Genomic DNA, 24,055 nt, shown 5'->3' on the forward strand with positions numbered 1-24,055 from the left:
AGAGGAAGGGTCGTGAACGGGCCTCGCGGCGCGGTCACTTGATGCCGGAGTTGGCGAAGCCCTGCACGAAGTAGCGCTGGGTGAAGAGGAAGAGGACGACCATCGGCACGGTGGCCATCGTGGTGCCGGCCATCAGGTAGGCCCACGCGTTCTGGTCGGACTGCTGGAAGCTGGACAGCCCCACCTGCAACACCCGCTTGTCGGGGCTGCTGGTGACGATCAGCGGCCACAGGAAGTTGTTCCAGCTCGACTCGAAGGTCAGCAGCGCCACCGTCGCGATGGCCGGCTTCACCTGCGGCGTCATCACCCTGGCGTAGATGCCGAACTCGCCGAGTCCGTCGATCCGGGCCGCCTCCTCCAGTTCGCGCGGCAGCGACAGGTAGAACTGCCGGAACAGGAAGATGGCGAACGGGGTGAGCGCGCCGGGGACGATCAGCCCCCACCACGAGTCGAGCCAGCCGTGCCCGCCGCGGCCGAGGTAGTCGTTGCCGCCGAAGAAGGGCATGCCCTTCGCGATCAGGTACTGCGGCACGACCTTGGTGTAGGTGGGGATCATCATCATGGCGAGGATCGCCATGAACAGCGGTGTCCGGCCGCGGAACGGCACCCGGGCGAGGGCATATCCGGCCATCGAGGCGAGCAGCAGGTTCAGCCCCGTGTGGCTGACCGCGATCACCAGGCTGTTCAGGGAGTACGTGCCGAACGGCGCGTAACTCAGTGCCGTCGAGTAGTTCGACCACCGCCAGTGCTGCGGGAGCAGGTGCGGCGGATAGGACGCGAGGTCCGCCTCGGTCTTCACCGAGGTGAGGACCATCCACACGAACGGGGCGATCATCGCCAGGGAGACCAGCAGCAGCACCAGGTGCAGTGCCGCCCTGCGCAGCCGCCGTGCGAGCAGCGGGTCGAGGGACCGTATCCGGCCCCGGATCGGTTCAGCGGACATCGTCCTCCCTCCCCGTCACTCGCCGGCTGATCAGCATGAGCACCAGCAGGAAGGCGAAGAGCACCACGCTCATCGCGCACGCCTGGCCCATCTGGAACTCCTTGAACGCCTTGGTGTAGATCTCGTACGTCATCACGGTCGTGGAGTTGGCCGGCCCGCCGTCCGGCGTCAGCACGTAGAGTTGGTCGAACGCCTGGAAGGAGTCGATGATCGACACCACCAGCACGAAGAAGGTCGCGGGTTTGAGCAGCGGCAGCGTGATCGACCAGAAGGTGCGGGCCTTGGAGGCACCGTCGAGCGCGGCCGCCTCGTACACGTCCTGCGGCATCGCCTGGAGCGCGGCCAGATAGATGAGCATCTTGATGCCGACGCCCTTCCAGATCGACACCATGATCACGGCGAACAGCGCCCAGCTCGGGTCCCCGAGCCACACCGGTCCCTTCACGCCGAACCAGCCCAGCGCCGTGTTGAAGATGCCGATCCGCGGCTCGAACATCCACATCCACACCAGCGCGATCGCCACCGTGGCGGTGATGTGCGGCATGAAGATCGCCGCCCGGTACCAGGCGCGCCCGCGGATCTTGTTGTTGAGCAGGACCGCGAGCACGACCGCGATGGCCATCGCCACCGGCACGGTGAAGAAGGTGAAGACCACGGTGTGCCAGATCGAGGCGTTCCAGGTGCTGTCGGAGAAGATCGCCCGGAAGTTGTCCAGGCCGGTGAACGTGGCGGTGCCGGCGAGGATGTCGTAGTTCATGAACGCGAGCACGAACGTGGCGGCCACGGGTACGCCGATCCACCACACGAGGTGGATGGTGGCCGGGGTGAGCATGAGCAGCGCGACCCGGCGGCGGTCCCGCCCGAACTTCGGCCGCCGGCCGCCGCCGTGCCGCCGTGTCGACGGGAGCGGGAAGCCGCGCGGCGGCGGTGGGCCGCCGCGGGGGTGCGAGGCCTGCGCGGTGGGCGCGGCCATCAGGCGTCCTTGGCCATGATCGCCCGGGCCTTCTCGGCCAGCCCCTGGAGCGCCTTGGCCGGGGTGGTCCGGCCGAGCAGCGCGCTCTCCAGCGCGGGCTTGAACTCGTCGCGGATCTCCAGCCAGGACGGCACGCCGCCCTCGGAGAAGGCGTGGTCGAGGTTCTTCATGGCGAAGCCGACGAGCTTGTCGTCCTTGACGTACGCGGAGTCGGCGGCGCTGTTGACGGCGGGGAGGTTGCCGCGCTGCTGCGCGGCCTGCGGGGAGACCTGCGCGCTGGAGATGAACTCGACCAGCTTCTTCGCCTCCTCACGGTGGCTGGAGCGTGCCGCGACGGTGGCCAGGGTGCCGCCCTGGAACATCGCCGGGCGGGCCTGGTTGAGGGTGAACCCGGCGACCTTGTCCTCCTTGATCAGGTCGGGCGCGGCCGCCTCCATCTGCCGCCACAGGTCGTTGTGGCCGACCGCCATCGCGGCCCGGCCCTGGGTGAGCGGGGCGGCGACCGCGCTGGTGCTGGAGAAGCCGTAGTCCTCGATCCTGTCGTTGCGGACGACGTCCACCATCCACTGGAGCGCGTCGATCGCCTCCGGGGAGTCGAAGGCGGGCTTGCCGTCCTTGAACAGGTCGGCGCCGAAGGCCCACATCAGCGGCAGGAAGGTCTGCCGGATGTCGTTGCTGAGGATGTCCACCCCGGCCCGTTGCAGGGTGCCGCCCTTACGGACCGTCAACTCCTTTGCCATGTCCTTGAGTTCGGTGAGATCCTTCGGCGGCGCGGTGATGCCGGCCGCCGCCAGGATGTCCTTGCGGTAGATGCCGAGCCGGGTGTCGAGGACGACCGGCCGCGCGTAGGTCCTGCCGTCGTAGACGCCCGCCTCGACCACCCGGGAGTTGTAGACCTTGCCCAGTTCGGCCGCGCTGGTCTCCAGGTCGGCGAGCACCCCCTTCTTGGCGAAGGGCGGTATCCAGCCGACCCCGATCAGCATCACGTCGTACGGCATGCCGCCGACGATCGAGGTGGTGAGCTTCTCGTTGAGCTTGCTGTAACTGGTGTAGTCCGGTTGGACCGTGACCCCCGGGTTGGTCTTCCGGAAGTCGGCGATCAGCGACTCCAGCAGCTTCTGGCCGTCGGAGCGGTCGAAGATCGGGGTGATCATCCGGAGCGTGCCGCCTCCTCCGCCGCCGCCCGACGAGTTCGGCGCCGGACCGCCGCACGCGGCGAGCGCGGCGCCGGCCGCCGCTGCCGTACCGAGGCCGAGGAAGTGTCTGCGGGACAGTGCTGCTGAGCGTGTTGGAGGCATGGCTGAACTCCCGTCGGCGAGCAGGATCGCCGTGGTAGAAGACTCGCTTGGTCTTGCGCTGACGCCAGTGCATCGATTTACTTGGCTGCGTTGCAGAGCAGACTAGAAATGTCACCAGAGAGTGTCAACATGTGTGAAACACATTGGTTATCAGCGCGAGTGAGGGTGGGGCCTTGAGTGGTGTGACGATCTACCAGGTGGCGGCGGAAGCGGGCGTCTCGCCGAGCACCGTCTCGAACCTCCTCAACGGGCGGCACGCCAAGATGCAGCCGGAGACCCGGGAGCGGGTGGAGTCCGCGATACGGAAGCTCGGCTACCGCCCGAACCGGGCCGCGCGGCAACTGCGCACCGGGCGGGTGCAGACGGTCGGCCTGATCGTGCCGTCGGTGGCCAACCCCTTCTGGGGGACCTTCGCCCGGCACTTCGAGGCGGCGGCGCTCGCCGACGGGTTCTACGTGCTGCTCTGCAACAGCGAGCGCGATCCGGTCCGCGAGCGCGGCTACGTCGAGGAGTTGTGGGACGACGGCATCGGCGGGGTGGTGCTCTGCTCCTCGCTGCCCTCGCTCGACCACCTGCGCCCGGTCGTCGAACGCGGCCTGGCGCTGGTGGCGTTCGACCGCACCGCGCAGCCGGGCGACCCGTCGACCGTGGTGAACGTCGGCACCGACAACGTGCTCGGCGCGCAGATGTCCGGCAGCCATCTGATCGAACTCGGCCACCGCCGCTTCGGGTTCGTCTCCGGCTCCATCGGCAGCGTCAACCGCTCCGAGCGGTACCGCGGCTTCCGGCAGGCGCTGGAGGCGGCCGGGCTGCCGGAGGACGCCATCACCGTCTCCTCGGCCGCCGCCACCGCGAACTTCGACGACCGCGACTCCGCGGAGATGGGCCGTACCGCGGCCCGCGAACTCCTGGACGGGGAGCATCCGCCCACCGCGATCGTCGCCATCAACGACGTCTGCGCGCTGGGCGTCTGCGCGGGGGTGCGCGACGCGGGCCTCGAAGTCGGCCGGGACGTCTCGGTCGTGGGGTACGACGACATCATGCTGGCGCAGATGGCCATGCCCGGGCTGACCACGGTCCGCCAGCCGATCGCCGAGATGGCCACGGGCGCCTTCGCGAAGCTGCGCGAGCAGACCGAGGCCGAGACGGCCACCGCCGGCCACTCGGTGCTGCACCGGCCCGAACTCGTCGTCCGCGGCTCGACCGGCCCGGCCCCCGCGCCACGGTCCTGACAGCGGGGCGCGGGCCCTGACGGCGAGGCCCTGACCGCGCGGGCGGCCGGGCGCCCCACCGGAAGGCGGCGCCACCGGTGCGCCGTGCGCCGCCGGGTCGAAGGGCCGTCACCCGCCGGTCGGAGGTCCGTCACCCGCCGGTCGAAGCCGCCATGACCGCGCGGGTGACAGCCTCGACCGCGGGGGTGGGGCGGCCGGGAAGGCGGGCCAGCAGCACCCGGCGGATCTCGGGCGGCGCGCCCTCGACACGCAGCAGGATCACACCCGGGGGCAGCGCCGCCGAGGACCGGGAGGGCACCGTCGTCACGCCGAACCCCCGTGCGACGAGCCGGAGTTTGGTCAGCCAGTCGGCCGCGTGGTGGGCGACGCGGGCCCGCCCGGGCAGGCCCGGCCAGACCCCGAGCAGCGGCTGCGCGGACGAGGAGGGGGTGGCGATCCAGGCGGCGTCCACGAGTTCGTCGACGTGCACCGCGGTGCGGCCGGCGAACTTCCCGTCCGACGCCGCCGCGACGGCCAGTTCGGTGTCCTCGACGGTCTCCAGGCGCAGGCGCGGCGACTCGCCGTCCGACGGCCTGTGCGGCGGGCGGGAGGTCAGCAGGGCCAGGTCCGTCGAGCCGGCGCGCAGCGCCCGGATCAGGGCGGGCGTGCTGCCCTCGCTCGTCGTCACGGTGATCCGCGGGTGGGCCGAGAGCCGGTCGAGCACGTCGGGCAGGACGGTCCAGCCCGCGCTGGGGAACGTGCCCAGCCGCACCACCTCGGTCCGCGAGCCGGCGCCGGCGAGTTCGCGCTCGGCGTCCGCGACGGAGTCCAGGATGGTCCGGGCGTGGCGCAGCAGGACGAGTCCCGCGGGAGTCAGCCGCACCCCGTCCGCGTGGCGCTCGAACAAGGCGGCGTTCGCGTTCCGTTCGAGGGCGGCCGCCTGGCGCGAGACGGCCGACTGCGTGTAGCCGAGGTGGGCCGCGGCGGCGGTGAAGCTGCCGGACTCCGCGATCTGCCGCAGGACCCGCAGGCCCGCACTGGAGATGTCCATGCGCACCAGGCATACCACGCATGCTCGATCGTCGCTTCCCGCATGACCGCCCCGGTCGTAGCGTCGATACCGGAAACGCGGAGGACAGACCCGGAATCACGGACGAAAGACGAGGTCATCACGTGCGAGCAGCGGTTCTCACGGAGTTCGGCGCGCCGCTCACGGTGCGGGAGGTGCCCGCCCCCGAGGCGGGCGGCGGTGAGGTGGTGGTCGACGTGCTGGCCGCCTGCGTACCTCCGTACACCGCCGAGGTCTTCAGCGGCGAGCGCAACTACCCGCTGGTCCCTCCCGTCGTGCCCGGTGTCGGCGGTGTGGGCCGGGTGGTCCACGTCGGGCCGGACGCCACCCGGCTGCGGGCCGGCGACCTGGTGTGGTGCGACTCGACCGTGCGCTCCCGGGACGACGCCCTGGCCCCCGACATCACGTTGCAGGGCTGGAGTTCCCGTGGCGACGGCGGCGCGCGGCTCGCCGAGCACCTGCACGACGGTTCGTTCGCCGAGTCGATGCGGGTGCCGACCGAGAACGTCTTCCCGCTGCCCGCGGCGGCGCGGTCCGATCCGGCCCGCTGGGCCGCGCTCACCGTGCACGCCATCCCCTACGGCGGGCTGCTGGCCGGCGGGCTCGAAGCCGGTGAGACGCTGCTCGTCAGCGGGGCCACCGGGAACCTCGGCAGCAGCGCGGTCGCGGTCGCCCTGGCGATGGGGGCGGGGCGAGTGGTGGCACCGGGCCGGAACCAGGCCGCGCTCGACCTGCTCGCCGACCGGTTCGGCCCGCGCGTGCGACCGGTCCGGTTGACCGGGGACGAGGCCGCCGACCGTGCGGCGATGTCCGCGGCAGCCGGCGGCCCGGTCGACATGGTGATCGACCTGCTGCCGCCGCGCGCGCCCGGCTCCGTGACGCGCACCGCCGCCATGACCGTACGGGAGAACGGCCGCGTCGTCCTGATGGGCGGCGTCGGCATGCTCGGCGGCGAGGACCTCGCGCTCCCGTACCGGTGGATCATGCGCAACTCGATCACCGTGCGCGGGCAGTGGATGTATCCGCGCTCCGCGAACGTGGGCATCGTCCGGCTGCTCGCGTCGGGCGCGCTCGACCTCGCCCCCGAACGCGTCCGGTCCTTCGGGCTCGACGCGGTCAACGACGCCGTCGCGTACGCCGCGGCGCACCCGGGACCGTTCGACCGCACGGTCCTCGTCCCGCCGGCCGGCTGACCGCCGTTACGTCAGACGGCAGACGGAAGACGGCGGGCCCGCTCACAGCGTCCGTCGCAACGCCGAGGCCAGCTCGGACGCCGAGGACGGTGCCGTGCCGGCCGACTCGTCGAGGGTGGTGTCGATCAGCTCGGCGAGCCCGCGTGGCAGCGACGGCACGCGGGTGCGCACCGGCACCGGCGGCTCCCACAGCACGATCTCGGCGGGGTCCACGTCCGGGGGGAAGTCGCGTGGCGTGTGGCCGGTCAGCATCCAGTACAGGCAGGCCGCGGTCGCCCACAGGTCGACGTCGGGCCGGGAGTACTTGTAGTCGAGCAGCTGGCGGCGCGGCATGAAGGCGATGCTGCCGCCGACCGCACCGGTGTGGGTGCGCCCGGACAGGCCGGCGTAGTCGAACGCCTTCGCCAGGCCGAAGTCCGCGACCTTCAGCACCGGTTGCCGGCCGGGACCGTCCAGCAGCAGGTTCTGCGGCTTGATGTCACGATGCACCAGTCCGCGCGCGACCGCCGCCCCGCCGTCGGCGCGGCGTACCGTGACCTCGGCCTCGTGGGCGTACGCGAGCCCCTCCAGGGCCTGGAGCGCCAGGGGGACGGCCGTCTCGACGGGGAGCCGGCCACCGCTGCGCCGCACCAGGTCGGCGACGCTGCCGCCGGCGCAGTACTCGCACAGCAGCCAGAACACGCCGTCGCGCGCGGCGCTGTCGTGGAAGCGGACGATGTGCGGATGGCGCAGCGCCTTCGTGCAGTCGAGTTCCCGGCGGAACGCCTCGCGCGCGGCCGGGTCGACGTGGCCCTGCGGGATCAGCGACTTCACGGCGACGAGCCTGCGGGAGCGTGCGTGCCGGGCCAGTTCGACCACGCCCTGCCCGCCTCTTCCCAGCTCCCGCAGGACGCGCAGTCCGGGCGGCAGGTCGGTGCGGACGTCGGGGCGCAGCACCACCCGCACGGTCGTGCCGCCCGCGCGCAGCTCGTCCCCGTCCGCCAACTCCCGTGCGCCGGCGGCCTCGTCGATCCGCTCGCCGTTGACGTGGGTGCCGTTGCGGCTGCCCAGGTCGCGCACGAAGGCGTGCGGCGGCCGGACCTCGACCAGGCAGTGCCGGCGGGACACCTTGTGCTGCTCGGCGGCGATCCGGATACGCGCGTCCCGGCCGCGCCCGAGCAGGCAGTCGGCGCGCTCGGTGAACACGTGCTCGTCGGTGAGTTCGGCCCCGTCGCCGGTCCGCCCGGTGGTGACGACGAGCACCGCGGTCCACGGCACGGTCACTCCCCGTCCGCGGGTGCGAGGGTGAAGTCCCAGGCCAGCTCCCACACCCGCAGGTTCGACCCCAGGTCCGTGGTGGCGAGCAGGGCGCCGTCCCGGCTCAGCTCGATCCCGCCGACGGCGGCCTCGTGGCCCTCCAGCGTCCGCAGGCAGCGTCCCGAACGCAGGTCGTACACCTGGACCAGCCCGTCCCAGCCGCCGGTGATCGCGAACGCGCCGTCGGCGCTGAGGGTGAAGGAGTAGGGCATACCGCAGGGCAGTGAGTGGAGCACCCGGCCGGTCGCGGTCTCCCACACCTGCACCGCGCCGCGGCCCGGGGAGGCGGCCAGCCTGCCGTCGGCGCTGAAGGCGCCGGCCGTCTGGCCGATCGCGAACGCGCCGCCGCCCCGGACCGAGTACTGCGGCGACCCGCTCGCCACGTCGAACGCCGTGGTCATCAGGCCGGCGGAGAGGAACAGGGTCCGCCCGTCCGGGCTGAAGTCCAACTCCTCGTCGCTCGATCGGGACGGCAGGGTCCAGGCGGGGCGGTCCGCGTCCAGCGGCCACAGATGGACCTCGTGCTCGCCCGAGGGCCGGAACGAGGTGTCCGCGGCCGGCCGGGTCAGGCCGTGCGTGGCGGCGAACCTGCCGTCGGGGCTGAGCGCCACCGCGCCCACCCTCCCGCCGTGCGCCCGGAGCTCGCGCAGGACGGTGCAGCCGGGCAGGTCGCGCAGCCGCACCGTGCCGCCCGCGTCGCCGATGAGTATCCGGTCGCCCGCGGGGTTCAGCGCGAACGTGCTGATCCGGCCGAACTCGTCGGTGAGCAGGTACTTGCCGCCGTCCTCCAGGCTCAGCAGCCGGATGGTGCCCGTGTTGGTCAGGACCGCCAGTACTCGCCCGTCGAGGGCGAACCGGATGTCCTTGGCGTGGCCGCCCTCACCGTGGTCGAAGGTGTGCAGCCGCTCCCCGGCCCCGACGTCCCAGACATCCACCTCGCCACTCCACCGCCCGGTGGCCAGCAGGGTTCCGTCATGGTCGAGCACGGTGGTGGCGGGCTGGGTGAACTGCCGGTGCCCGTTGTACGCGTACAGCCCCCAGGCGCCGACCAGACCTGCCCTGCGGCCGTGCGCGCCCACCCTGGCCCACTGCTGGCGCACCTCGGGATGGCGGGCGAAGCCGGGCACCTGCTGTGCGGCGCGCAGCGTCTCGGCGGCGGGCGCGTAGCGGGCCGCGTCCGCGAGGTCGCGGGCACGTGCGATCAGCTCGCGGAACGTCTCTTCCGCGGTGGTGAGTTCACCGGCCGGCCTCGGGCGGGCGTAGCACCACGGGGCACGGTAGCCGGTGCCGGGCAGCGAGCGCAGTACGACCGTGGAGCGGCCGCCGAGCACGGCCACCCGCCCGTTCGCCACCAGCGCCGCGCAGTTCACCGAGCGCGCGGCCGACGGCACCTCCCGGTCGAGGGTGCGCAGGCAGCGGCCGGTGGTCGGGGCCCACGCCTGGATCGGCACCCCGGCGTCGCCGGCGGTCAGGAGGGTGGGGCCGGCCGAGGCGACCGCCATGGACCTGATGTGCCGCAACCGGTGCGGCACTTCGCTCACCACCTCGCCACGGCGGGCGTCCCACACCGTGAGCGGCCCGTCCCACCAGGCGACCACGGCACAGCGGGCGTCCGGGGAGATGCCCACCACGTCCAACCCGTGGGCCCGCACGTCCCTGCCGTGCAAAGTCCCCCGGACCGGACCGACCAGGGTGGCCAGCAGCCGCGGCCCGGCCATGTTCCAGGTGCGGACGGTGCCGTCCCGGCCGGAGTCGTCGAAGGACGCGGACACGGCGCGGCTGCCGGTACGGCTCAGCGCGAGCGAGGTGACCGGGCCGTCGTGCGCCCGCACGATGGTGGCTCCGGCGCTCATCCGATCCGGTTCCCAGAGCCAGATGGTGCCGTCCTGGTGTCCCACGGCCACGTGGCGGCCTTCGCCGCTGACCGCCAGCGCGCGGACGGCGGAGTGCTCGTCCTGCAACAGGATGCGCCGGCGGCCCCGGGCCAGGTCCCAGATCTCGACGGCACCGTCCGCGCGGGCCACCGCTCCCCGGGTGCCCGTCGCGTCCACGGCGAGGTGCACGACGGCCGGCCCGTTCCGGGTCAGGGTGCGCCGCGCGTGCCTTCGGCGCCGCTCGCCGGGCACCGACACCACCAGCCGGCCCGCGCGGTCACCGGACAGCACGAGGCGGCCGTCGGCGGTGACGGCGACCGCCGACACCTCCTCGGTGTGGCCGTCGAGGTCGGTGCGGACCGGCGGCGGCCGGCGCGCCAGCTCGGCCAGCGCCACCGCTGCGTCCGGCGAGTCCGGGTCCGCGGCGGCCGCCTCGCGCAGCAACTCCCCGGCCCGCTCGTCCTCGTGGCGCTCCAGCTCCAGGCAGCCGAGCAGGAGGGCGCCGAGGCCGGCCGGGGCGCCGGCGACACGGGCCGCCGCCAGGTCGGAGGCCGCCTGCTCGCCGGTGACGCGGCCCGAACGCCAGCGGTGCAGGCCGAAGTTGTACAGCGTCGGGAGATGGTTCGGATCGGCGCCCGACGCCTGTCGCCACAGTGCCTCGGCCTCCTCGGCCCTGCCCAGGTCCAGCAGCGAGAGCGCCTGGTTGGACAGGCCGTCCGACAGCAGGCGCACCGGCCTGGGCGCGGGCCGCGGATGGGCGGTGCCGAGGGCCGCGCGGTACACCTCGCCGAGCGTCGCCGCGATCTCGTCGAAGCCGGACGGCCGGGCCGCCGGGTCCTCGGCGAAGCACCGGCTCAGCAACTCGCCGACCCCGGCGGGCATCTGAGGCACCCGGGCGTCCTCGGCGCCGCCGTCCCGCAGGAACGTCGCCAGCGCTTCCCCGGCGACCTGTCCACGGGCGGTGAGGCGGCGTCCGGCGAACATCTCCAGGACGCTCACCGCCCAGGACCACACGTCGGTCGCCGCGGTCAGCCGGGCCGCGCCGCGCCCCGCGCCGGCCGCCGCCTGTTCCGGGGAGCAGTAGGCGGGTGTCATCCCGGCGTACGTCGCGGTCAGTGGGTCGCCGGCCGGGGGCTCCGCCGCCTCCGGCCGGTTCGCCGCCGGTCCCCCGGCCAGGCCGAAGTCGGTGACCTTCGCCGTGCCGTCCGCCTGGAGCATCACGTTCGCCGGTTTGACGTCCTGATGGACCAGCCCGCTGTCGTGTGCGTGCGCCAGCCCCCAGGCCATCTGCACGGCGATGTCCAGGACGCGGCCGAGCGCGGCCCGGTGGCCGCCCTCGTACAGCCCGCCGCCGCGTACGGCCTGCGCCAGGCTGCCGCCGTCGACCCACTCGGCGAACACCCGGGGCAGCCCGTCGATGGTGCGCACGTACACGCAGTTGACGGTGTGCGGATGGAGCCCGAGTCCGACCCAGGTGCCCGCCTCGTTCTCGAACCGCCGCCGGTCGTCCGGTGTCCGCACCCGGTCGGGGCGCGGGGTCTTCACGGCGAGGTCCACCTGCCAGTCACGGTGCCGGACCCGGTGCACCAGGCCCATCCCGCCGTCACGCACCACGTCGAGGATCTCGTACAGCCCGAGGACGGTGTCGCCGGGTGCCCAGATACGGGCGGGTCCGCGTGCCACGGCGGCCTCAGCCGGCGGGGCCGGGCGGCGACGGCGGCGGGGCGGCCCCCGCGTCGCCGACGTGAAGGCAGTAGCGCAGCGGCATCCGGCCGACCCTCCCCCGATATGACGTCAACTCACCGACGTCAGGTTAGTGCCGTGGCCGGAAAGGTTTGCCCGGTTCGCGGAGTCCGGTGCGATGCGTCGCAGGGCGGAGGATCGTCCTCGTACCGGGCGTACTCGGACGGCTGCGACAACGCGGCGAGGTGCCGTGCCGGGCGCCGCGAACCGGTGCACCCTTCCGGTCACGGCACGAGCGGCCGGCTGTTTCACGCTTTGCGTCGCCGGCGCACGCGGAAGGCCGGTGCCCGGGGGGTCTGCCCCGGGCACCGGCCTGAGTGACCGGCCGGATCGGCCTGGTGGGCCGGGCCGGCCGGTTCCGCCGCGATCGGCCGCCGTCGGCCGTGATCGGCCGTGATCGGCCGCCGTCAGCCGTGATCGGCCGCGATCAGTAGCTGAACTGCTGGATCTGCTGGTCGTACGCCCCGAAGGTCCACCCCGTCCGCGTCGACGGGTCGAGCTGGATGGCGTCGGCGGGCGAGGCGTGTCCGCCGAGCGTGAAGCCGGTGAGCGTACGCAGCACCTTGCCCGTGGTCAGGTCCACCACGACCAGCCGGCCGCTCGCGTTGTTGTCCGGGACCCACATGCCCGCCCCGAAGTACGCGGTGCCGGCGGGCGAGGAGTAGGAGACGACGGCGATCTTGTGGGTGCCGTCGACCGCGAGCGCGGCCGGCTTGCCCAGTCGCACCGTCACCGAGTCGCCGGCGGTGGCTCCGGTGGTCTCGTCGGTGCCGGAGATGACGCCGGTGGGCACGATGTTCACGCTGATCGCGGTGGCGAACAGGTTGTAGAGCGTGCCGTTTCCGTCGGAGGCGATGCCGTGGCTGCACGCCGAGGTGCTGCCGGCCGCGGTCACCGTGCGGGCGGCCAGGTCGACACGGGCGACGGTGGCGCTGCCCAGGCAGTTGAACGGCCCGGCCGGGCGGGCCAGGAACACCGCCCCGGTGGAGGTGTCGACGGCCAGCAGCCCGTACGACCCGACGAGCACGCCGGGCAGGTCGGCGGGGATGGGCGCCGCCGCCGTCCCGGTGGACAGGTCGACCGGCAGCACCAGGTCGGCGCTGTCGGCGCCGTGCAGCAGCAGGGCGCCGCGGCCGTGCGCGGCGTCCACCCGGCCGGTGACGTAGGTGTCCTCGGCGGCGGGCAGCACGGTGGAGCCCACGAGCGTGCCGGACGCGGTGTCCCACGTCTCGACCCGCAGGTCGCCGCCCGGTGCGGAGCGGTGCACGAGCAGCACGCGGTCGGTCGTGGCGCCCACCACCTGGTAGGCGGAACCGGCCGCGGTGTCGGCGGTGATGACGGCCCCGTAGCGGCCGGTCGCCGTCGCGTAGTGCCGCACCTCGGTGCCGCCGGACGCGGTGGTGAGGGCCACCACCGAGTGGTCGCCGTCGGCCGCGAAGCCGCTCACCGACGAGCCGTCGGGGGCGAGTCCGTCGTCGAAGGCGAGCGAGGACAGCGGGGACGCCTGGCCGACCACGTGTCCGGCGCGGTCCAGCGCGAGGACCCGCACCCCGTAGCCGTCGGAGCTGCCCAGGCCGAGCGCGGACGCGTCCAGCCGGACCGTCCCGGACGTACCGGGCAGCACCCGGTGCGCGGCCGAGGGGGTGTCCACGCCGTCGTCGTCGAGCCCGGTGCCGTTGGCGTTGGTGAACGTGTTCACCGAGCCGAACGCGGTGGGCGCCGGCGCGGAGAACTCCAGCTCCGCGCTGTGCGCGCCCGGCACCGTACGCACGTCGTAGCGCACGTCGAACCGCGGTGCGGCGCGGGTGGGTTCGGCGGTGTGGCCGGCCGCGCCGCCGGCCGCGGACAGCAGCGGGGCGTCGGGGCGCTGGGCCGCGGTGGCGCCCGCGACCCGGATCGGGGCGAACTCGCCGTATCCGGTGAGCTGCGGGTTGCCGCCGTAGCCGAACTGCGCGATGCCGATCCCGTAGATGCCGCCGCCGTCGTCGAACGCGGACGCCGGGATGGTGACGGTGCCCTTGTCCGCGGTCAGCTCCTGGTGCCACGCGGCGGTGAACAGCGGGGCGAGCTGCGGGTTCCAGTGGCCCGCGGTGGAGACGACCAGCTGCGGGCTGGAGGTCTTCGCCACCCCGGTCAGGTCGTAGGAGACGGTCACCGCGTGCCCGGCGGCGACCACGGCGGGCGCGGTGGGAGCGGCCGCCTCGGCGTAACGCCCGTCGCTCGGGCCGACGGTGAGCGTACGCTGCCGGCTCGCGACGGTGCGGCCGCCGCTGACCACCGCGTAGGTGACGGTGACCTGCCGGTCCGTTCCGGAGACCACCGGCAGCCCCGCGGCGGCCAGCAGCCGGCTCGGCGTCACCCGGATCGCGGGCGAGTCGGAGCGCAGGACGGTGTGGCCGACAGTGAGGGTGTACGACGTCCGGCCGCCGGTCAGGCCGGTCACGTCGCCGGCGAAGGTGATCGGGCCGACCAGGCCCTCGCCGTCGCCGCCCGAGGCCATGTCGCCCAGGTCGATCCGGTCCTGGTCGGTGCCCTCCAGGAAGGTGCCGCCCAGGCCGCCTTGGGTGACCCGGTGCGCGACCGACAGCCGCACCAGTGCCGGGCGGGCCGGCGCCTTGCGGCCCAGCGCCCGCTCGGCGGCGGCGGTCACGTCGATCTGCGGGCCGACGTGCAGCGTGCGGTCGATCTGCGGCGGCGTCGGCACCGCGCGGCCGGTCTGCTCCAGCAGGTCGCGGACCTGCTGCGGGCTCAGCTCGCGGCCGTCGAGCCGGCCGGCCTGAAGCACCACGGCGGCCGCCGCGGCGATCTCCGGGGCGGAGGCCGAAGTGCCGCCGTTGAGCGAGACGTTCACGTCCTGCGCGGAGCCGCCCGCGGCGTGCGAGAAGGCGAGGATGTTGTCGCTGGGCGCCGACAGGTCGACCCGGCTGCCGAAGCCTGAGGAGAAGCTGCCGAAGCCGCTGAGCCGGGTCTCGGCGGTGGTGGCCGGGCCGCTGGTGCCCTGCGCGAGCGTGTCGTCGAGCGTGCTGCCGCCGGCGGCTATGGCGCCGGTGTCCGGCACCCGGGTGGGCGTGGTCGACAGCGCGTCGTCGTCGATGGTGGTCGCCGGCGAGTGGCCCGGCGCGGTGTCGGTCGGGGTGCTGCCGCCGTCCGGGCCGACCGCGGCCGGGGTGTAGAGCCGGGTGCCGTCGTTGGAGGAGATCGACACCACGATGTGGTCGCGCTGCACGATCGACGCGACGACCGAGCGGATCACCGGGTCGTCCTCCAGGTAACGGCCGGGCAGTCCCTGGGAGTCGGTGCCGAAGCCGAGGCTCGCGGTGATCACGTCCGGCTTGGGCGACTGGTCGGCCGCGGCCAGCAGCGCCCCGGCGATACGGTCGGTGGTCGGCTGCTCGGGCACCACCAGCCGGTAGTTCGCGCCCGGTGCGATGCCGAGCAGGTCGGTGTAGCCGCTGCCGGTCGCGCCGTCGCGCTGCTGGTCGTGCGGCAGCGGCGCCATCACCCCGAAGTCGAGCATGACCTCGTCGAGGGAGGGGTCCTGCTGCTCGGTGGAGGCGGCGCCGTCCAGGCCGCCGGAGTCCTTGGCGACGTACGCCGGGATCAGCGGCATCGACGGCAGGTCGAGGTAGCGCTGCCCGTGCTGGAGGACGGTGGTCGGGCCGTTGCCCTGGACGTACGTGTCGCCGGCGTCGGCCATCGACTGGTCGGTGAGGTCGCCGATCGACACGTTGGTGATGGTCTCGCCGGCGCCGGGCTGCTGGCCGAACTCGCCGCCCAGCAGGGAGTAGGCGCCGACCGCGTCGACGCCGCCGGCGTCGAGGAACGCCTGCGCGGAGTCGGCGAGGGTGTCGTTGGCGGGGAGGGAGGCGGTGCCGGAGGTGCCGGGCTTGCCGGGCTTGCCGGGCGTGCCGGGGGCGGCCTTCGCGGCGGGGGTGTGCGCCGCCGTGCCGGGCGCGGTCGCCCCCTTCGGGAGCTGCTGCGCGCCGCTGTTCATGGTGTTGACGTAGCGGTCGGGTTCGGCCGCGACCACGCCGGGGCTCTTCGCCAACTCCCGTGCCACGGCTGCCGCGTCCTTCCCGGAGGTGCGCAGCACATAGGTCCGGCCGAGGTCGGGTGCGGCGGTGCCCAGCCGGCTGCGGGCGGCACCGGTCAGCGTCTCGGCGGCGGACTCGGACACGCCGGGCAGCAGCGGGCTCAGTGACTGCGCGCCGACCGACTTCAGCCGCGTGTCGAGCGCGGAGTTGCTGGTGTCGGGCCGGCGCGCGGCGATCCGGGTGCCGGGCACGCCGCTCCCGGTCACCGAGGTCGCGGCGTCCAGGGTCACCAACACCTGTCCCGGCACGACGCCTTGGCGCTGGGGCGGGGGCGGGGTCGGTGCGGCGGCCTTGCCGAGTGGGGACAGGGCCGGGGCGGGCAGGTCGGTGGAGGGGTTCGCCGAGGAGGCGGTCGAGGTGGTCGAGGTGGTCGAGCCGGATGCGTCCGGCGCGGCCGGCGCGGAGAACGCCTGAGGGTGCGGGGTCGCCGCTGACACCGTTGTCGGAGCGGCCACGGCGGTGGCGACGGCCGCGACGACCGCCACCACGGCGGCACGTGCGCGGCCGGGCGCGCTGCCCGGCAGGTTGGAGCGGTGCATGGAACACCTTCCGACGGAGGGAGTGCGAGTGCGGGCGCACAGGGAAGGAACGGGCGGCGCTTCCGGGGCTGCGTCGACACGGGAACGACACCCTGTGCGGTGGAAGATGCCAACTGCGGTGGATCATGCGCAAGATGTTCACGTTGGCCTGGTTGTGCCAGGTGGCTGCGGGCCGCCACACGAGTACGGAGAAACCATGAAACTTGACGTCCTGGGGCTCGGTGCGGAAACAGAGCGCGTCTACACGGCGCTGGTCGGCCTTCCCCGGTCCAGCGCCTCGGAGCTGGCCGAGGCGTCCGGCGGCAGCACCGCCGCCGTCGCGAAGGTGCTCGCGGCGCTGGTCGCCAAGGGCCTCGCGATCCGGGCGGGCGGCAGGCCGCCGCGCTTCACCGCCGCCCCGCCGGACGTCGCGGTCACCGCGCTGATCCAGGACCGCCAGCGCCGGCTCGACGCGGCGCGCACGCTGGTGCAGCGCCTCGCGGAGACGCACCGCGAGGCGCTGCGCATCAACGACCCTGACATCGCGGTGGAGTTGCTCACCCACCGTGACGACATCAGCGCGGCCGCCGGACGGCTGATCAACGAGGCGGAGCGCGAGGTGCGGGCGTTCGACCTGCCGCCGTACATCGACCGGCCGGGCAGCAACCTCCAGCACCAGTTGCGGCGGCAGCGCATCGGGGTGGCGCACCGGGTGATCTACTCGCGTGACGCGGTGGCGTGGCCGGGCCGGCTGCTCGACGACATCCTGCCGAGCGTGCAGGCCGGTGAACAGGCGCGGGTGCGCGGCGAGTTGCCGTTGAAGCTCGTCATACGCGACGACGTGGCGGCGCTCATCCCGTTCAGCCTGTCGGCCGGCGGTCACTCCGCGGCGTACCTGGTCCACCCGTCCCCGATCCTGGCGGCGCTGGAGGCGCTGTTCGAGGCGGAGTGGGACCGGGCGGTGCCGCTCGGCACGGGCGGGCCGGGGCTGTCGCAGGGGGCCGCGGGGGCGCCGGGGGCCGCGGGGGCCGGGTCCGCCGGGTCCGCCGGGTCCGCCGGGTCGTCGGCTGCGCCGAGCGAGGAGACCAGGACCCTGCTCATGCTCCTCACCTCCGGGCTGACCGACGCCGCGATCGCCAGAACCCAGGGGTGGAGCCCGCGCACCACGCAGCGGCGCATCCAGGCCCTGATGACCGCCCTCGGCGCGACCACCCGCTTCCAGGCCGCCCTGGCCGCCGCCCGCCGCGGCTGGGTGTGACGGTGTGACCTCGCGCCGCCCCACCGCACCCCCGCACGACCAAAGACCTTGCGCTCAGGGCGCCTTGCTCCGTCCACCGCACCCCCGCGCCTCCCGTTCCATAACGAACAGATAACGGGTCTAGTCCAGATTTCAGAGGCTGTTCACGTGCCGGTTCGCCGCTCCTCGCGGGGCCTACGCCGGTGCGGCCGAGGGTGGAGGCCATGTGCAACCACGACATGAGCCGACGTACGTTGATGGGCGCGGGCGCCGCCGCGGCCGCCGCGCTCACCTTGGACATCTCCCCGGCGCTGAGCGGGTCGGCAGCCGCCGACTCCGGCGCCACCGCGACGGTTTCGGGGGTGGTGTACCTGGACCGCAGGAAGAACGGGACGGCGGGCCACGGCAACCCCGGCATCGCGGGGGTCGCCGTCAGCGACGGGGTGCAGACCGTCCTGACCGACCGCGACGGGGCGTACCACCTGAGTGTGGACCCGGGCCGCCGCGCGCAGACCATCGTCTTCGTCTGCGTGCCCGACGGCTACACCGCGCCGCTCGACCAGTACCGCGTCCCCCGCTTCTACCGCCGGGTCGGCGCCCTGAGCGCCGGTTCCCAGGCGACCGCCGACTTCGGCCTCGACCGCGACCACGCCGCCGGCGGCAGCGCGTTCACCTTCACCCAGATCTCCGACACCCATGTGAACACCATCGACATCCCCGAGCCGCCGAGCGACGACAAGGGTGCCGCGATCGGCCGGATCAGCCGCTACCTGGAGCAGATCGGCGCTTTGACGGCCGCTCCCGCGTTCATCCTGAACACCGGCGACCTGTCCTTCGACGGCGCGGACGGGATGTTCCAGGGGCTGCTGGCCGCGTTGAAGAACTCGCCACTGCCGGTGTGGCCGGTCGTCGGCAACCACGACCACGGTGGCGGCGGCTCGTTGGGCACCGACCGCTACCGCTCCTACCTGGGCCCGGAGTGGTACTCCTTCGACTACCGCGGCTGCCACTTCGTCGTGCTGGAGAACAACGGCGGCTTCGGCGTCGCCGAGCAACTCGCCTGGCTCCAGCAGGATCTGAAGCTGCACGCGCGGGACGCCAAGGGCCGGATGAAGAAGCTGATCGTGGCCACCCACGAGCCCTGGGACACCCCCGCGGCCGGCGGCTCCACCGTCCAACTCCAGGCGTACCTCGACGCGCTGGCCCCCTACGGACCGCGCACGCTGCTCAACGGCCACAGCCACGCGAACTACGTCTCCGAGCGCATCGCGCCCAACACGGTTCAGTACAACACCAGTTCGTCGAACTACAACGACGACCAGAGCCCGATGGGCTACCGCGAGTTCGCGGTCACCAGCAAGGGAGTCAGGAGCACCTTCCGGCCCTACGACTACGAGCGCCGCACCGCGTTCCTCAACCCCCTGCCCGGGCAGACCGTCGCCCGCACGCGCACCGACTTCCAGGTCAACGTGTTCGACACCTCGGCCGAGATCGAGTGGGTCCGCTTCCGCGTCGACGACCGCGGTGGCTGGAACGACCTGAAGCGCACCGGCCTGTTCACCTGGTCGGCCCCCTGGAACACCAGGCAGCTCGGCCTCGGGCGGCACACCGCGCGACTGCGCGTCCACGCCCGCGGCAACACCGACTGGAGCGCGGAGACCACCTTCACCGTCACCGCCGCGCCCGCCGCTGTCCCCGCCGTCGCCAACCGGCCCGAGTTGCAGCAGTTCCACGGCGGCCCCGCCCACACCGGCATCGCCGCCGGCCGGGTCGGCCCCGAGCTGGACCTCCTGTGGAGCCACCGCTCCGGCGCCGCCACCGTCATGAGCTCCCCGGTCATCGCCTCCGGCGTGGCCTACTGGGGCACTTGGGACAACGACGCCGAAGCCGGCAACGGCCTGATCGCCGTCGACACCGCCACCGGCGGGCAGTTGTGGCGCTTCCCGACCCGCTCCCAGATCCAGGGCACCCCCGCGGTCAGCGCCGACACCGTCTACGCCACCGAGGTGTACGGCCTGCTGCACGCGGTCGACGCCCGTACCGGAAAGCAGCGTTGGAGCCTGATGCTGCCCGGCGTCAACGCCACCCTCGGCGGCTGGGCGTACACCTCCCCCACCGTCGTGGACACCACCGTGTACGCCATCGGCTACGGGTCGACCCCCCAGTGCAGCGCCATCGACGCCCTCAGCGGCCGCGTCCTGTGGTCGGCGCCCCTGGACGGCGGCTGGTGGAACAGCACCGCCCCCACCGTGGTCGGCGACAAGGTCTACATCAACTCCAACCCCTCCGAACTCGTCATCCTGGACCGGGCCACCGGTACCCGCCTCGCGGCCTCCAGCCAGCTCGGCGCCCTGACCCACTCCACGCCCGCCGTCGACGGCGACACCGCGTACGCGGGCGCGTTCGGCAACATCCTGGTCGCCCGGGACGCCACCACCGCCGCCGAGAAGTGGCGCTTCACCTCCACCGGCCCCTCCGTGCACGAGGCCGCGCAGATGGGCTCCTCCCCGGCGGTCGACGGCAGCACGGTCTACGTCGGGTTCACCGACGGCCGGGTCACCGCCGTCGACAAGGCCACCGGCGGCCAGAAGTGGAGCGTGATGACCGGCGCCGCGATCGTCTCCTCCCCGACCGTCGCCGGCGACCTGGTGTGGATCGGCTCCATGGACGGCTTCCTCTACGCCTTCGACAAGGCCACCGGCGCCAAGCGCGCCGCCGTCGACATCGGCGCCCCCGTCGACGGCACCCCCGCCGTCGCCGACCACCTCCTCCTCGTCACCGCCTACGACGGCAACCTCTACGCCCTCACCACCCGGCGCTGACCCAATCGCCCGCTGCGGCAGCCGGTGGACGGCCGGGTTGCCCCGGACACCGGCCGGCTGCCGCACCGCGCGCGGGAGTCCCCCCGCGACCCCGCCCCCACCGGCCCCGTCGGCGGGCACACTGCCTGTGGTTCCAACTGCCGCTCGCCGTATGGGGGGACGATGCTGACGCTGTCGATCTCGGTGCTGGCCGTACTCGTGTCGCTGGGATCGCTCTTCCTCGCGTACGCGTCGGACCGGCGCTCCGAGATGCCGGTGCTCCAGTTCATGTGGGAGAGCGGCCAGGGAACGACCGGCGAGCCGAAGTGGTGGCTGGTCAACGTCGGCGCCGGCCCCGCCACGAACGTCGTCGTCGCGCAGTCGCTCCGCACGGGTCTCGGCCGCGGCCTGGCCCACGAGACGTGGTTCAACCCGGTCCTGGTGCCGTCGATTCCGGCAGGCGGCAGGCTGGCCCTGGCGTGGCTGGGGAGCACGCAAGGTCTCGACTGCGGCTTGGGCGCGAGCTGTACGGACGTCCACCGGTTCTTCTACACCACCAAGTGCGGCGACGACGTGTCGATGTTCCACGTCGGCTTGCACCTGCCGCGATGGCCGCTGCTGAAACTCCACGGGGAGAAGGCGGTCAAGACCTGGTGGGGCGTGGAGGATCTGTCCGGTCCGGAGTGGTCGCACGCCGCGGCGGGGTGCGTGCGCAGGCGCTGGTGGCTGCCGCGGCGGTTCGGGCTCAGCCGCCGCCTCGGGGGGTGGGCGGACCCCGTGCTCTCCTACCGCCCGCAGGCCGCCGTCAGCGGCGCCCCGCAGTGACCTCGCCGGCTCGGCTCGGCCGGCTCCCCAGTGCCCGAAAGCCCCGCCGCTGCCAGAGGTCCCGGCCCCCTCCGCGAGCGGAAACGTGTCGGAGGAGGCGACCGGCCGGGCGAGGTGGACGAAGCCGGCCGGATTCGAACCGGCGTCCTCGCGGTTTTGGAGACCGCGCGCGTCGACCGCTGCGCTACGGCTTCGCCCAGCCGGAATCCTAGGCCCCCGCGCCGCGGACAGCTCCGGCTTCCGGTGCCCCTGGCGGCGCGGGCCGACCGAAGGACCGTCACGACCGATTGGTCCCGCCCCGCGCGGCGGGCCCTGGTTGTCGGCTGGGCGCCCGCGCGCCCCGGTGCACCGTTCCGGTTCGACCAGTCGCGCGGCTTCGTTCCGTGGCCGGGGGCGCCGCTCGCCGAGCAGTGATCCGCGGCGGGAGCGGGAGCGCCCCGTACGGCCGGCGTCAGCGGCTGAGCGTTGCCGGTTCGGGGGAGGCCGCGGGCGGCTCGGACGTGGAGCGCGCGGCGAAGGCGACGTCGGCCGCGGCCACGACCAGGGCAAGCGCGATGAAACCGATGCAGTACAGCAGCCCCTTGGCCGCCGCGGCGGGGAACCGTCGGTGCGACGCGCCCAGCGCGCCGAAGAACGCCGAGCTGGTGACGGCGAGGCCCACCGCCGCTCCGATGCGTTGAGCGGTCTGGAGTGCCGCGGCGGCGGTACCGCCTTCGGACGGGGGCACCTCGTGCAGCGCCAGCGTCAGGTTCGGCCCGACGACCACCCCGCTGCCGGCGCCGGCGAGCAGGAACGGCCCCAGCAGGACCAGCCAGATCGGGGTGCCGTGCACGGTGCGGATCAGGGCGACCGTGGCGGCGAGCCCGACCACCACGGTGACCGCGCCGAGCAGGACCAGGAGCCGGCCGAGCCGGATGACGAACCGTCCGCTCAACGCGGCGCCGGCCGCGGCGCCGACCGCGAACGGCACCCCGGCCGCACCCGAGGCAAGTGCCGTGTAGCCGAGCCCCTGTTGGAGGTAGAGCGAGGTGATGAAGGGAATGGCGCTGTACCCGGCGAAGTACGGCACCCCGATGAGCGCGGCGAAGACGTACGACCGCTGCCGCAGCAGCGCCGGATTGATCAGCGGCTGCCCGCCGCGCCGGCCGCACCGTCGCTCCCACCCCGCGAAGCCGACCAGGACCACCACGCCGAGGCCGACGGCCGGCCACCGCTTGGCGCCGCCGAAGGAGGTCAACGGCAAGGTGACCGAGGTGATGCCGGCGCCGAGCAGCAGCACGCCGACAGGGTCGAACCGGACGGTACGGCCGCCTGTCCGGTCGAGCCGCCGGCGGTCGTGAGGGATGCGACGCGCCCCGAGGGCGTACGCGAGGACGCCGATCGGCACGTTCACCAGGAACACCCACCGCCAGCCGTTCGCGTTCCCGGCTCCCTGGACGATCAGCCCGCCGGCCACCGGCCCGACGGCGGTCGCCGCCGCGATCATGGCGGCGTACCAGCCGTAGGCGACACCGCGTTCCCGCCCGACGAACAACTGCTGCATCACGCCGACCACCTGCGGCGTGAGCAACCCGCCCGCCACCCCCTGGGCCAGCCGGGCGGACACCAGCCACTCTCCGGACAGCGCCGACCCGCAGGCCAGGCTGGTCACGGTGAACAGCACCAGGCCGGACAGCAGGAGCGTACGGCGTCCGAACACGTCGCCGAGCCGGCCGGCGGGCACGAGCACCAGTCCGAAGGCCAGCGTGTAGCCGGTCACCGTCCACGACAACTCGCCGGAGGAGACGCCGAGCCCGGCCTGCATCGACGGCATCGCCACGTTGACGATGCTCACGTCGAGCAACGTCATGAACCCGGCGATCAGGCACACCGCGAACGCCGACCAGCGCCGCGGGTCCGTGCCGCGCCCCGGATCGGGTTCGGCGATTGATTCGACCACTCGCACTCCCTGGTTTCCCGTTCGTCCGGTCACCAGTCCACTGGGCTCGGCGAGGGGTGGTCAATGACCGATGCGCCCGTAGACTCATCACCGAACGGAATCGATGGAGATCAATGATGGAGCTCCGGCAACTGCGTTATTTCGTCGCTGTCGCGGAGTTCGGGCACTTCGGCCGGGCCGCGGCGCACCTGCACATCGTGCAGCCCGCGGTGAGCAAGCAGATTGCCGGCCTGGAACGCGAACTCGGACTCGACCTGTTCGACCGCTCCCGCCGGCAGGCGAGGCTCACCTCCGACGGCGAAGCCTTCCTGCCGCACGCGCGCCGGGTGCTGCGCGCCGTCGACCGGGCCGCGACCGCGGCGGCGGACCTCGCGGCGGGCTCGACGGGAACGCTGCGCCTGGGCGGCAACCCCGGTCTCGGCCGCCGGCTGGAGGACATCCTCACCGAGTTCCGCGAGCGGCGCCCGGCCGTCACGGTGCACCTGACGACGACCCGGTCGGCCCCGGAGAAGGTCGACGCGGTGCTGGGCGGCGACCTCGACGCCGCGTTCGTCGCGGCGGTGCCGAGGAGCCCGCGCCTGAGGGTGCGTCATCTGTGGGACGAGCCGCTGCTCCTCGCGGTACCCGCCGGCCGCGCGCAGGCCGCCGCCGGCCTGGTCGGCCTCGCCGACCTGCCGCTGTCGAGGACGACCCGCGAGGAGAACCCCGACACGTTCGACCTGATCACCGACGCGTGCAAGGCGGCCGGCTTCACGCCCAGGCCCGGCCCCACACTCGTCACGGCGCAGGACATCCTGCTCGGCCCGGTCGCGGCGGGACAGTGCTGGACGGTGCTGCCCGCGCACACCGCGCACGCGGACTCGGCCGCCGTGGCGTTCGTCGAGCCGAACCGGCCGATCCTGGAACCCACGTCGTTCGTCCTGCCCTACCCCTCCGCCCGCCCGGCCGCCGAGGAACTGCTCGCCGCCGTGCTCCAGGTGACGAAGCAGCGGACCGACGACCGTCGGTGACGACCGGCCGCCACGGCGAGCAGTCACGACG

Annotated in this window: 14 protein-coding genes and 1 tRNA gene; 6 read left to right on the forward strand and 9 right to left on the reverse strand. The window is 73.5% G+C overall.

Going from position 1 to position 24,055, the window contains the following annotated elements:
- Positions 1 to 34: 34 nt before the first annotated feature.
- From AB0399_RS16285 to AB0399_RS16295, 3 genes are read right to left on the reverse strand one after another with little or no spacing between them, the layout of a single operon-like run.
- A complete protein-coding gene (locus AB0399_RS16285) occupies positions 35 to 943 on the reverse strand; it encodes a carbohydrate ABC transporter permease (protein WP_329362066.1) in 909 nt (302 codons plus the stop codon).
- Entirely contained in the window at positions 933 to 1,916 is a 984-nt protein-coding gene (locus AB0399_RS16290; RefSeq protein WP_366411740.1) for a sugar ABC transporter permease, read from the reverse strand. Before AB0399_RS16290 ends, AB0399_RS16285 begins: the two co-directional genes overlap by 11 nt.
- Positions 1,916 to 3,214, reverse strand: a complete 1,299-nt coding sequence (locus tag AB0399_RS16295) for an ABC transporter substrate-binding protein (protein WP_366411741.1) — start codon at positions 3,212 to 3,214, stop codon at positions 1,916 to 1,918. The genes AB0399_RS16290 and AB0399_RS16295 overlap by 1 nt, the downstream gene beginning before the upstream one ends.
- Before the next feature lie 182 nt (positions 3,215 to 3,396).
- Here AB0399_RS16295 and AB0399_RS16300 point away from each other — a divergent pair, with 182 nt between their 5' ends.
- On the forward strand, positions 3,397 to 4,446 hold the full coding sequence (locus tag AB0399_RS16300) for a LacI family DNA-binding transcriptional regulator (protein ID WP_328472670.1): 1,050 nt from the start codon (positions 3,397 to 3,399) through the stop codon (positions 4,444 to 4,446).
- Between the two features lie 130 nt (positions 4,447 to 4,576).
- Here the strand turns inward: AB0399_RS16300 and AB0399_RS16305 are convergent, their stop codons facing one another.
- Entirely contained in the window at positions 4,577 to 5,476 is a 900-nt protein-coding gene (locus AB0399_RS16305; protein WP_366411742.1) for a LysR family transcriptional regulator, read from the reverse strand.
- A 122-nt stretch (positions 5,477 to 5,598) separates the two neighbouring features.
- On the opposite strand from AB0399_RS16305, the gene AB0399_RS16310 reads away from it, so the two are divergent.
- On the forward strand, positions 5,599 to 6,687 hold the full coding sequence (locus tag AB0399_RS16310) for a zinc-binding dehydrogenase (RefSeq protein ID WP_329362074.1): 1,089 nt from the start codon (positions 5,599 to 5,601) through the stop codon (positions 6,685 to 6,687).
- A gap of 42 nt (positions 6,688 to 6,729) precedes the next feature.
- Here the strand turns inward: AB0399_RS16310 and AB0399_RS16315 are convergent, their stop codons facing one another.
- The 3 genes from AB0399_RS16315 to AB0399_RS16325 form a co-directional block, all read right to left on the reverse strand.
- A complete protein-coding gene (locus tag AB0399_RS16315; RefSeq protein ID WP_366411743.1) occupies positions 6,730 to 7,944 on the reverse strand; it encodes an FHA domain-containing serine/threonine-protein kinase in 1,215 nt (404 codons plus the stop codon).
- A gap of 2 nt (positions 7,945 to 7,946) precedes the next feature.
- Positions 7,947 to 11,540 carry a protein kinase gene (locus tag AB0399_RS16320; RefSeq protein ID WP_366411744.1) on the reverse strand — a complete coding sequence of 1,198 codons (3,594 nt, stop codon included), beginning with the start codon at positions 11,538 to 11,540 and terminating at the stop codon, positions 7,947 to 7,949.
- Positions 11,541 to 12,027: 487 nt separating this feature from the next.
- Entirely contained in the window at positions 12,028 to 16,233 is a 4,206-nt protein-coding gene (locus tag AB0399_RS16325; RefSeq protein WP_366411745.1) for a hypothetical protein, read from the reverse strand.
- 196 nt (positions 16,234 to 16,429) lie between these two features.
- Here AB0399_RS16325 and AB0399_RS16330 point away from each other — a divergent pair, with 196 nt between their 5' ends.
- The 3 genes from AB0399_RS16330 to AB0399_RS16340 all read left to right on the forward strand — a co-directional run bounded on the left by AB0399_RS16330 (position 16,430) and on the right by AB0399_RS16340 (position 21,075).
- On the forward strand, positions 16,430 to 17,470 hold the full coding sequence (locus AB0399_RS16330) for a helix-turn-helix domain-containing protein (RefSeq protein ID WP_366411746.1): 1,041 nt from the start codon (positions 16,430 to 16,432) through the stop codon (positions 17,468 to 17,470).
- A 218-nt stretch (positions 17,471 to 17,688) separates the two neighbouring features.
- Positions 17,689 to 20,271, forward strand: a complete 2,583-nt coding sequence (locus AB0399_RS16335) for a PQQ-binding-like beta-propeller repeat protein (RefSeq protein ID WP_366411747.1) — start codon at positions 17,689 to 17,691, stop codon at positions 20,269 to 20,271.
- Between the two features lie 162 nt (positions 20,272 to 20,433).
- Entirely contained in the window at positions 20,434 to 21,075 is a 642-nt protein-coding gene (locus AB0399_RS16340) for a hypothetical protein (RefSeq protein ID WP_329362085.1), read from the forward strand.
- Between the two features lie 119 nt (positions 21,076 to 21,194).
- Here the strand turns inward: AB0399_RS16340 and AB0399_RS16345 are convergent.
- Positions 21,195 to 21,269, reverse strand: a tRNA-Trp gene (locus tag AB0399_RS16345).
- A gap of 257 nt (positions 21,270 to 21,526) precedes the next feature.
- A complete protein-coding gene (locus AB0399_RS16350) occupies positions 21,527 to 23,014 on the reverse strand; it encodes an MFS transporter (RefSeq protein WP_366411748.1) in 1,488 nt (495 codons plus the stop codon).
- A 113-nt stretch (positions 23,015 to 23,127) separates the two neighbouring features.
- Between AB0399_RS16350 and AB0399_RS16355 the strand changes: the two genes are divergently transcribed.
- Positions 23,128 to 24,024, forward strand: coding sequence for a LysR family transcriptional regulator (locus AB0399_RS16355; RefSeq protein WP_366411749.1), 897 nt, complete (start codon positions 23,128 to 23,130; stop codon positions 24,022 to 24,024).
- The last annotated feature ends 31 nt before the right edge of the window (positions 24,025 to 24,055 follow it).

This window comes from Streptomyces sp. NPDC088194 (genome assembly GCF_040702025.1).
Lineage (GTDB): Bacteria > Actinomycetota > Actinomycetes > Streptomycetales > Streptomycetaceae > Actinacidiphila.

Excerpts from the sequence above, each read along its gene's own strand:
- AB0399_RS16340 (WP_329362085.1), top strand. The coding sequence starts at position 20,434 with ATGCTGACGCTGTCGATCTCGGTGCTGGCCGTACTCGTGTCGCTGGGA.
- AB0399_RS16305 (WP_366411742.1), bottom strand. The coding sequence starts at position 5,476 with ATGGACATCTCCAGTGCGGGCCTGCGGGTCCTGCGGCAGATCGCGGAG.
- AB0399_RS16355 (WP_366411749.1), top strand. The coding sequence starts at position 23,128 with ATGATGGAGCTCCGGCAACTGCGTTATTTCGTCGCTGTCGCGGAGTTC.
- AB0399_RS16330 (WP_366411746.1), top strand. The coding sequence starts at position 16,430 with ATGAAACTTGACGTCCTGGGGCTCGGTGCGGAAACAGAGCGCGTCTAC.
- AB0399_RS16285 (WP_329362066.1), bottom strand. The coding sequence starts at position 943 with ATGTCCGCTGAACCGATCCGGGGCCGGATACGGTCCCTCGACCCGCTG.
- AB0399_RS16295 (WP_366411741.1), bottom strand. The coding sequence starts at position 3,214 with ATGCCTCCAACACGCTCAGCAGCACTGTCCCGCAGACACTTCCTCGGC.
- AB0399_RS16335 (WP_366411747.1), top strand. The coding sequence starts at position 17,689 with ATGAGCCGACGTACGTTGATGGGCGCGGGCGCCGCCGCGGCCGCCGCG.
- AB0399_RS16325 (WP_366411745.1), bottom strand. The coding sequence starts at position 16,233 with ATGCACCGCTCCAACCTGCCGGGCAGCGCGCCCGGCCGCGCACGTGCC.
- AB0399_RS16290 (WP_366411740.1), bottom strand. The coding sequence starts at position 1,916 with ATGGCCGCGCCCACCGCGCAGGCCTCGCACCCCCGCGGCGGCCCACCG.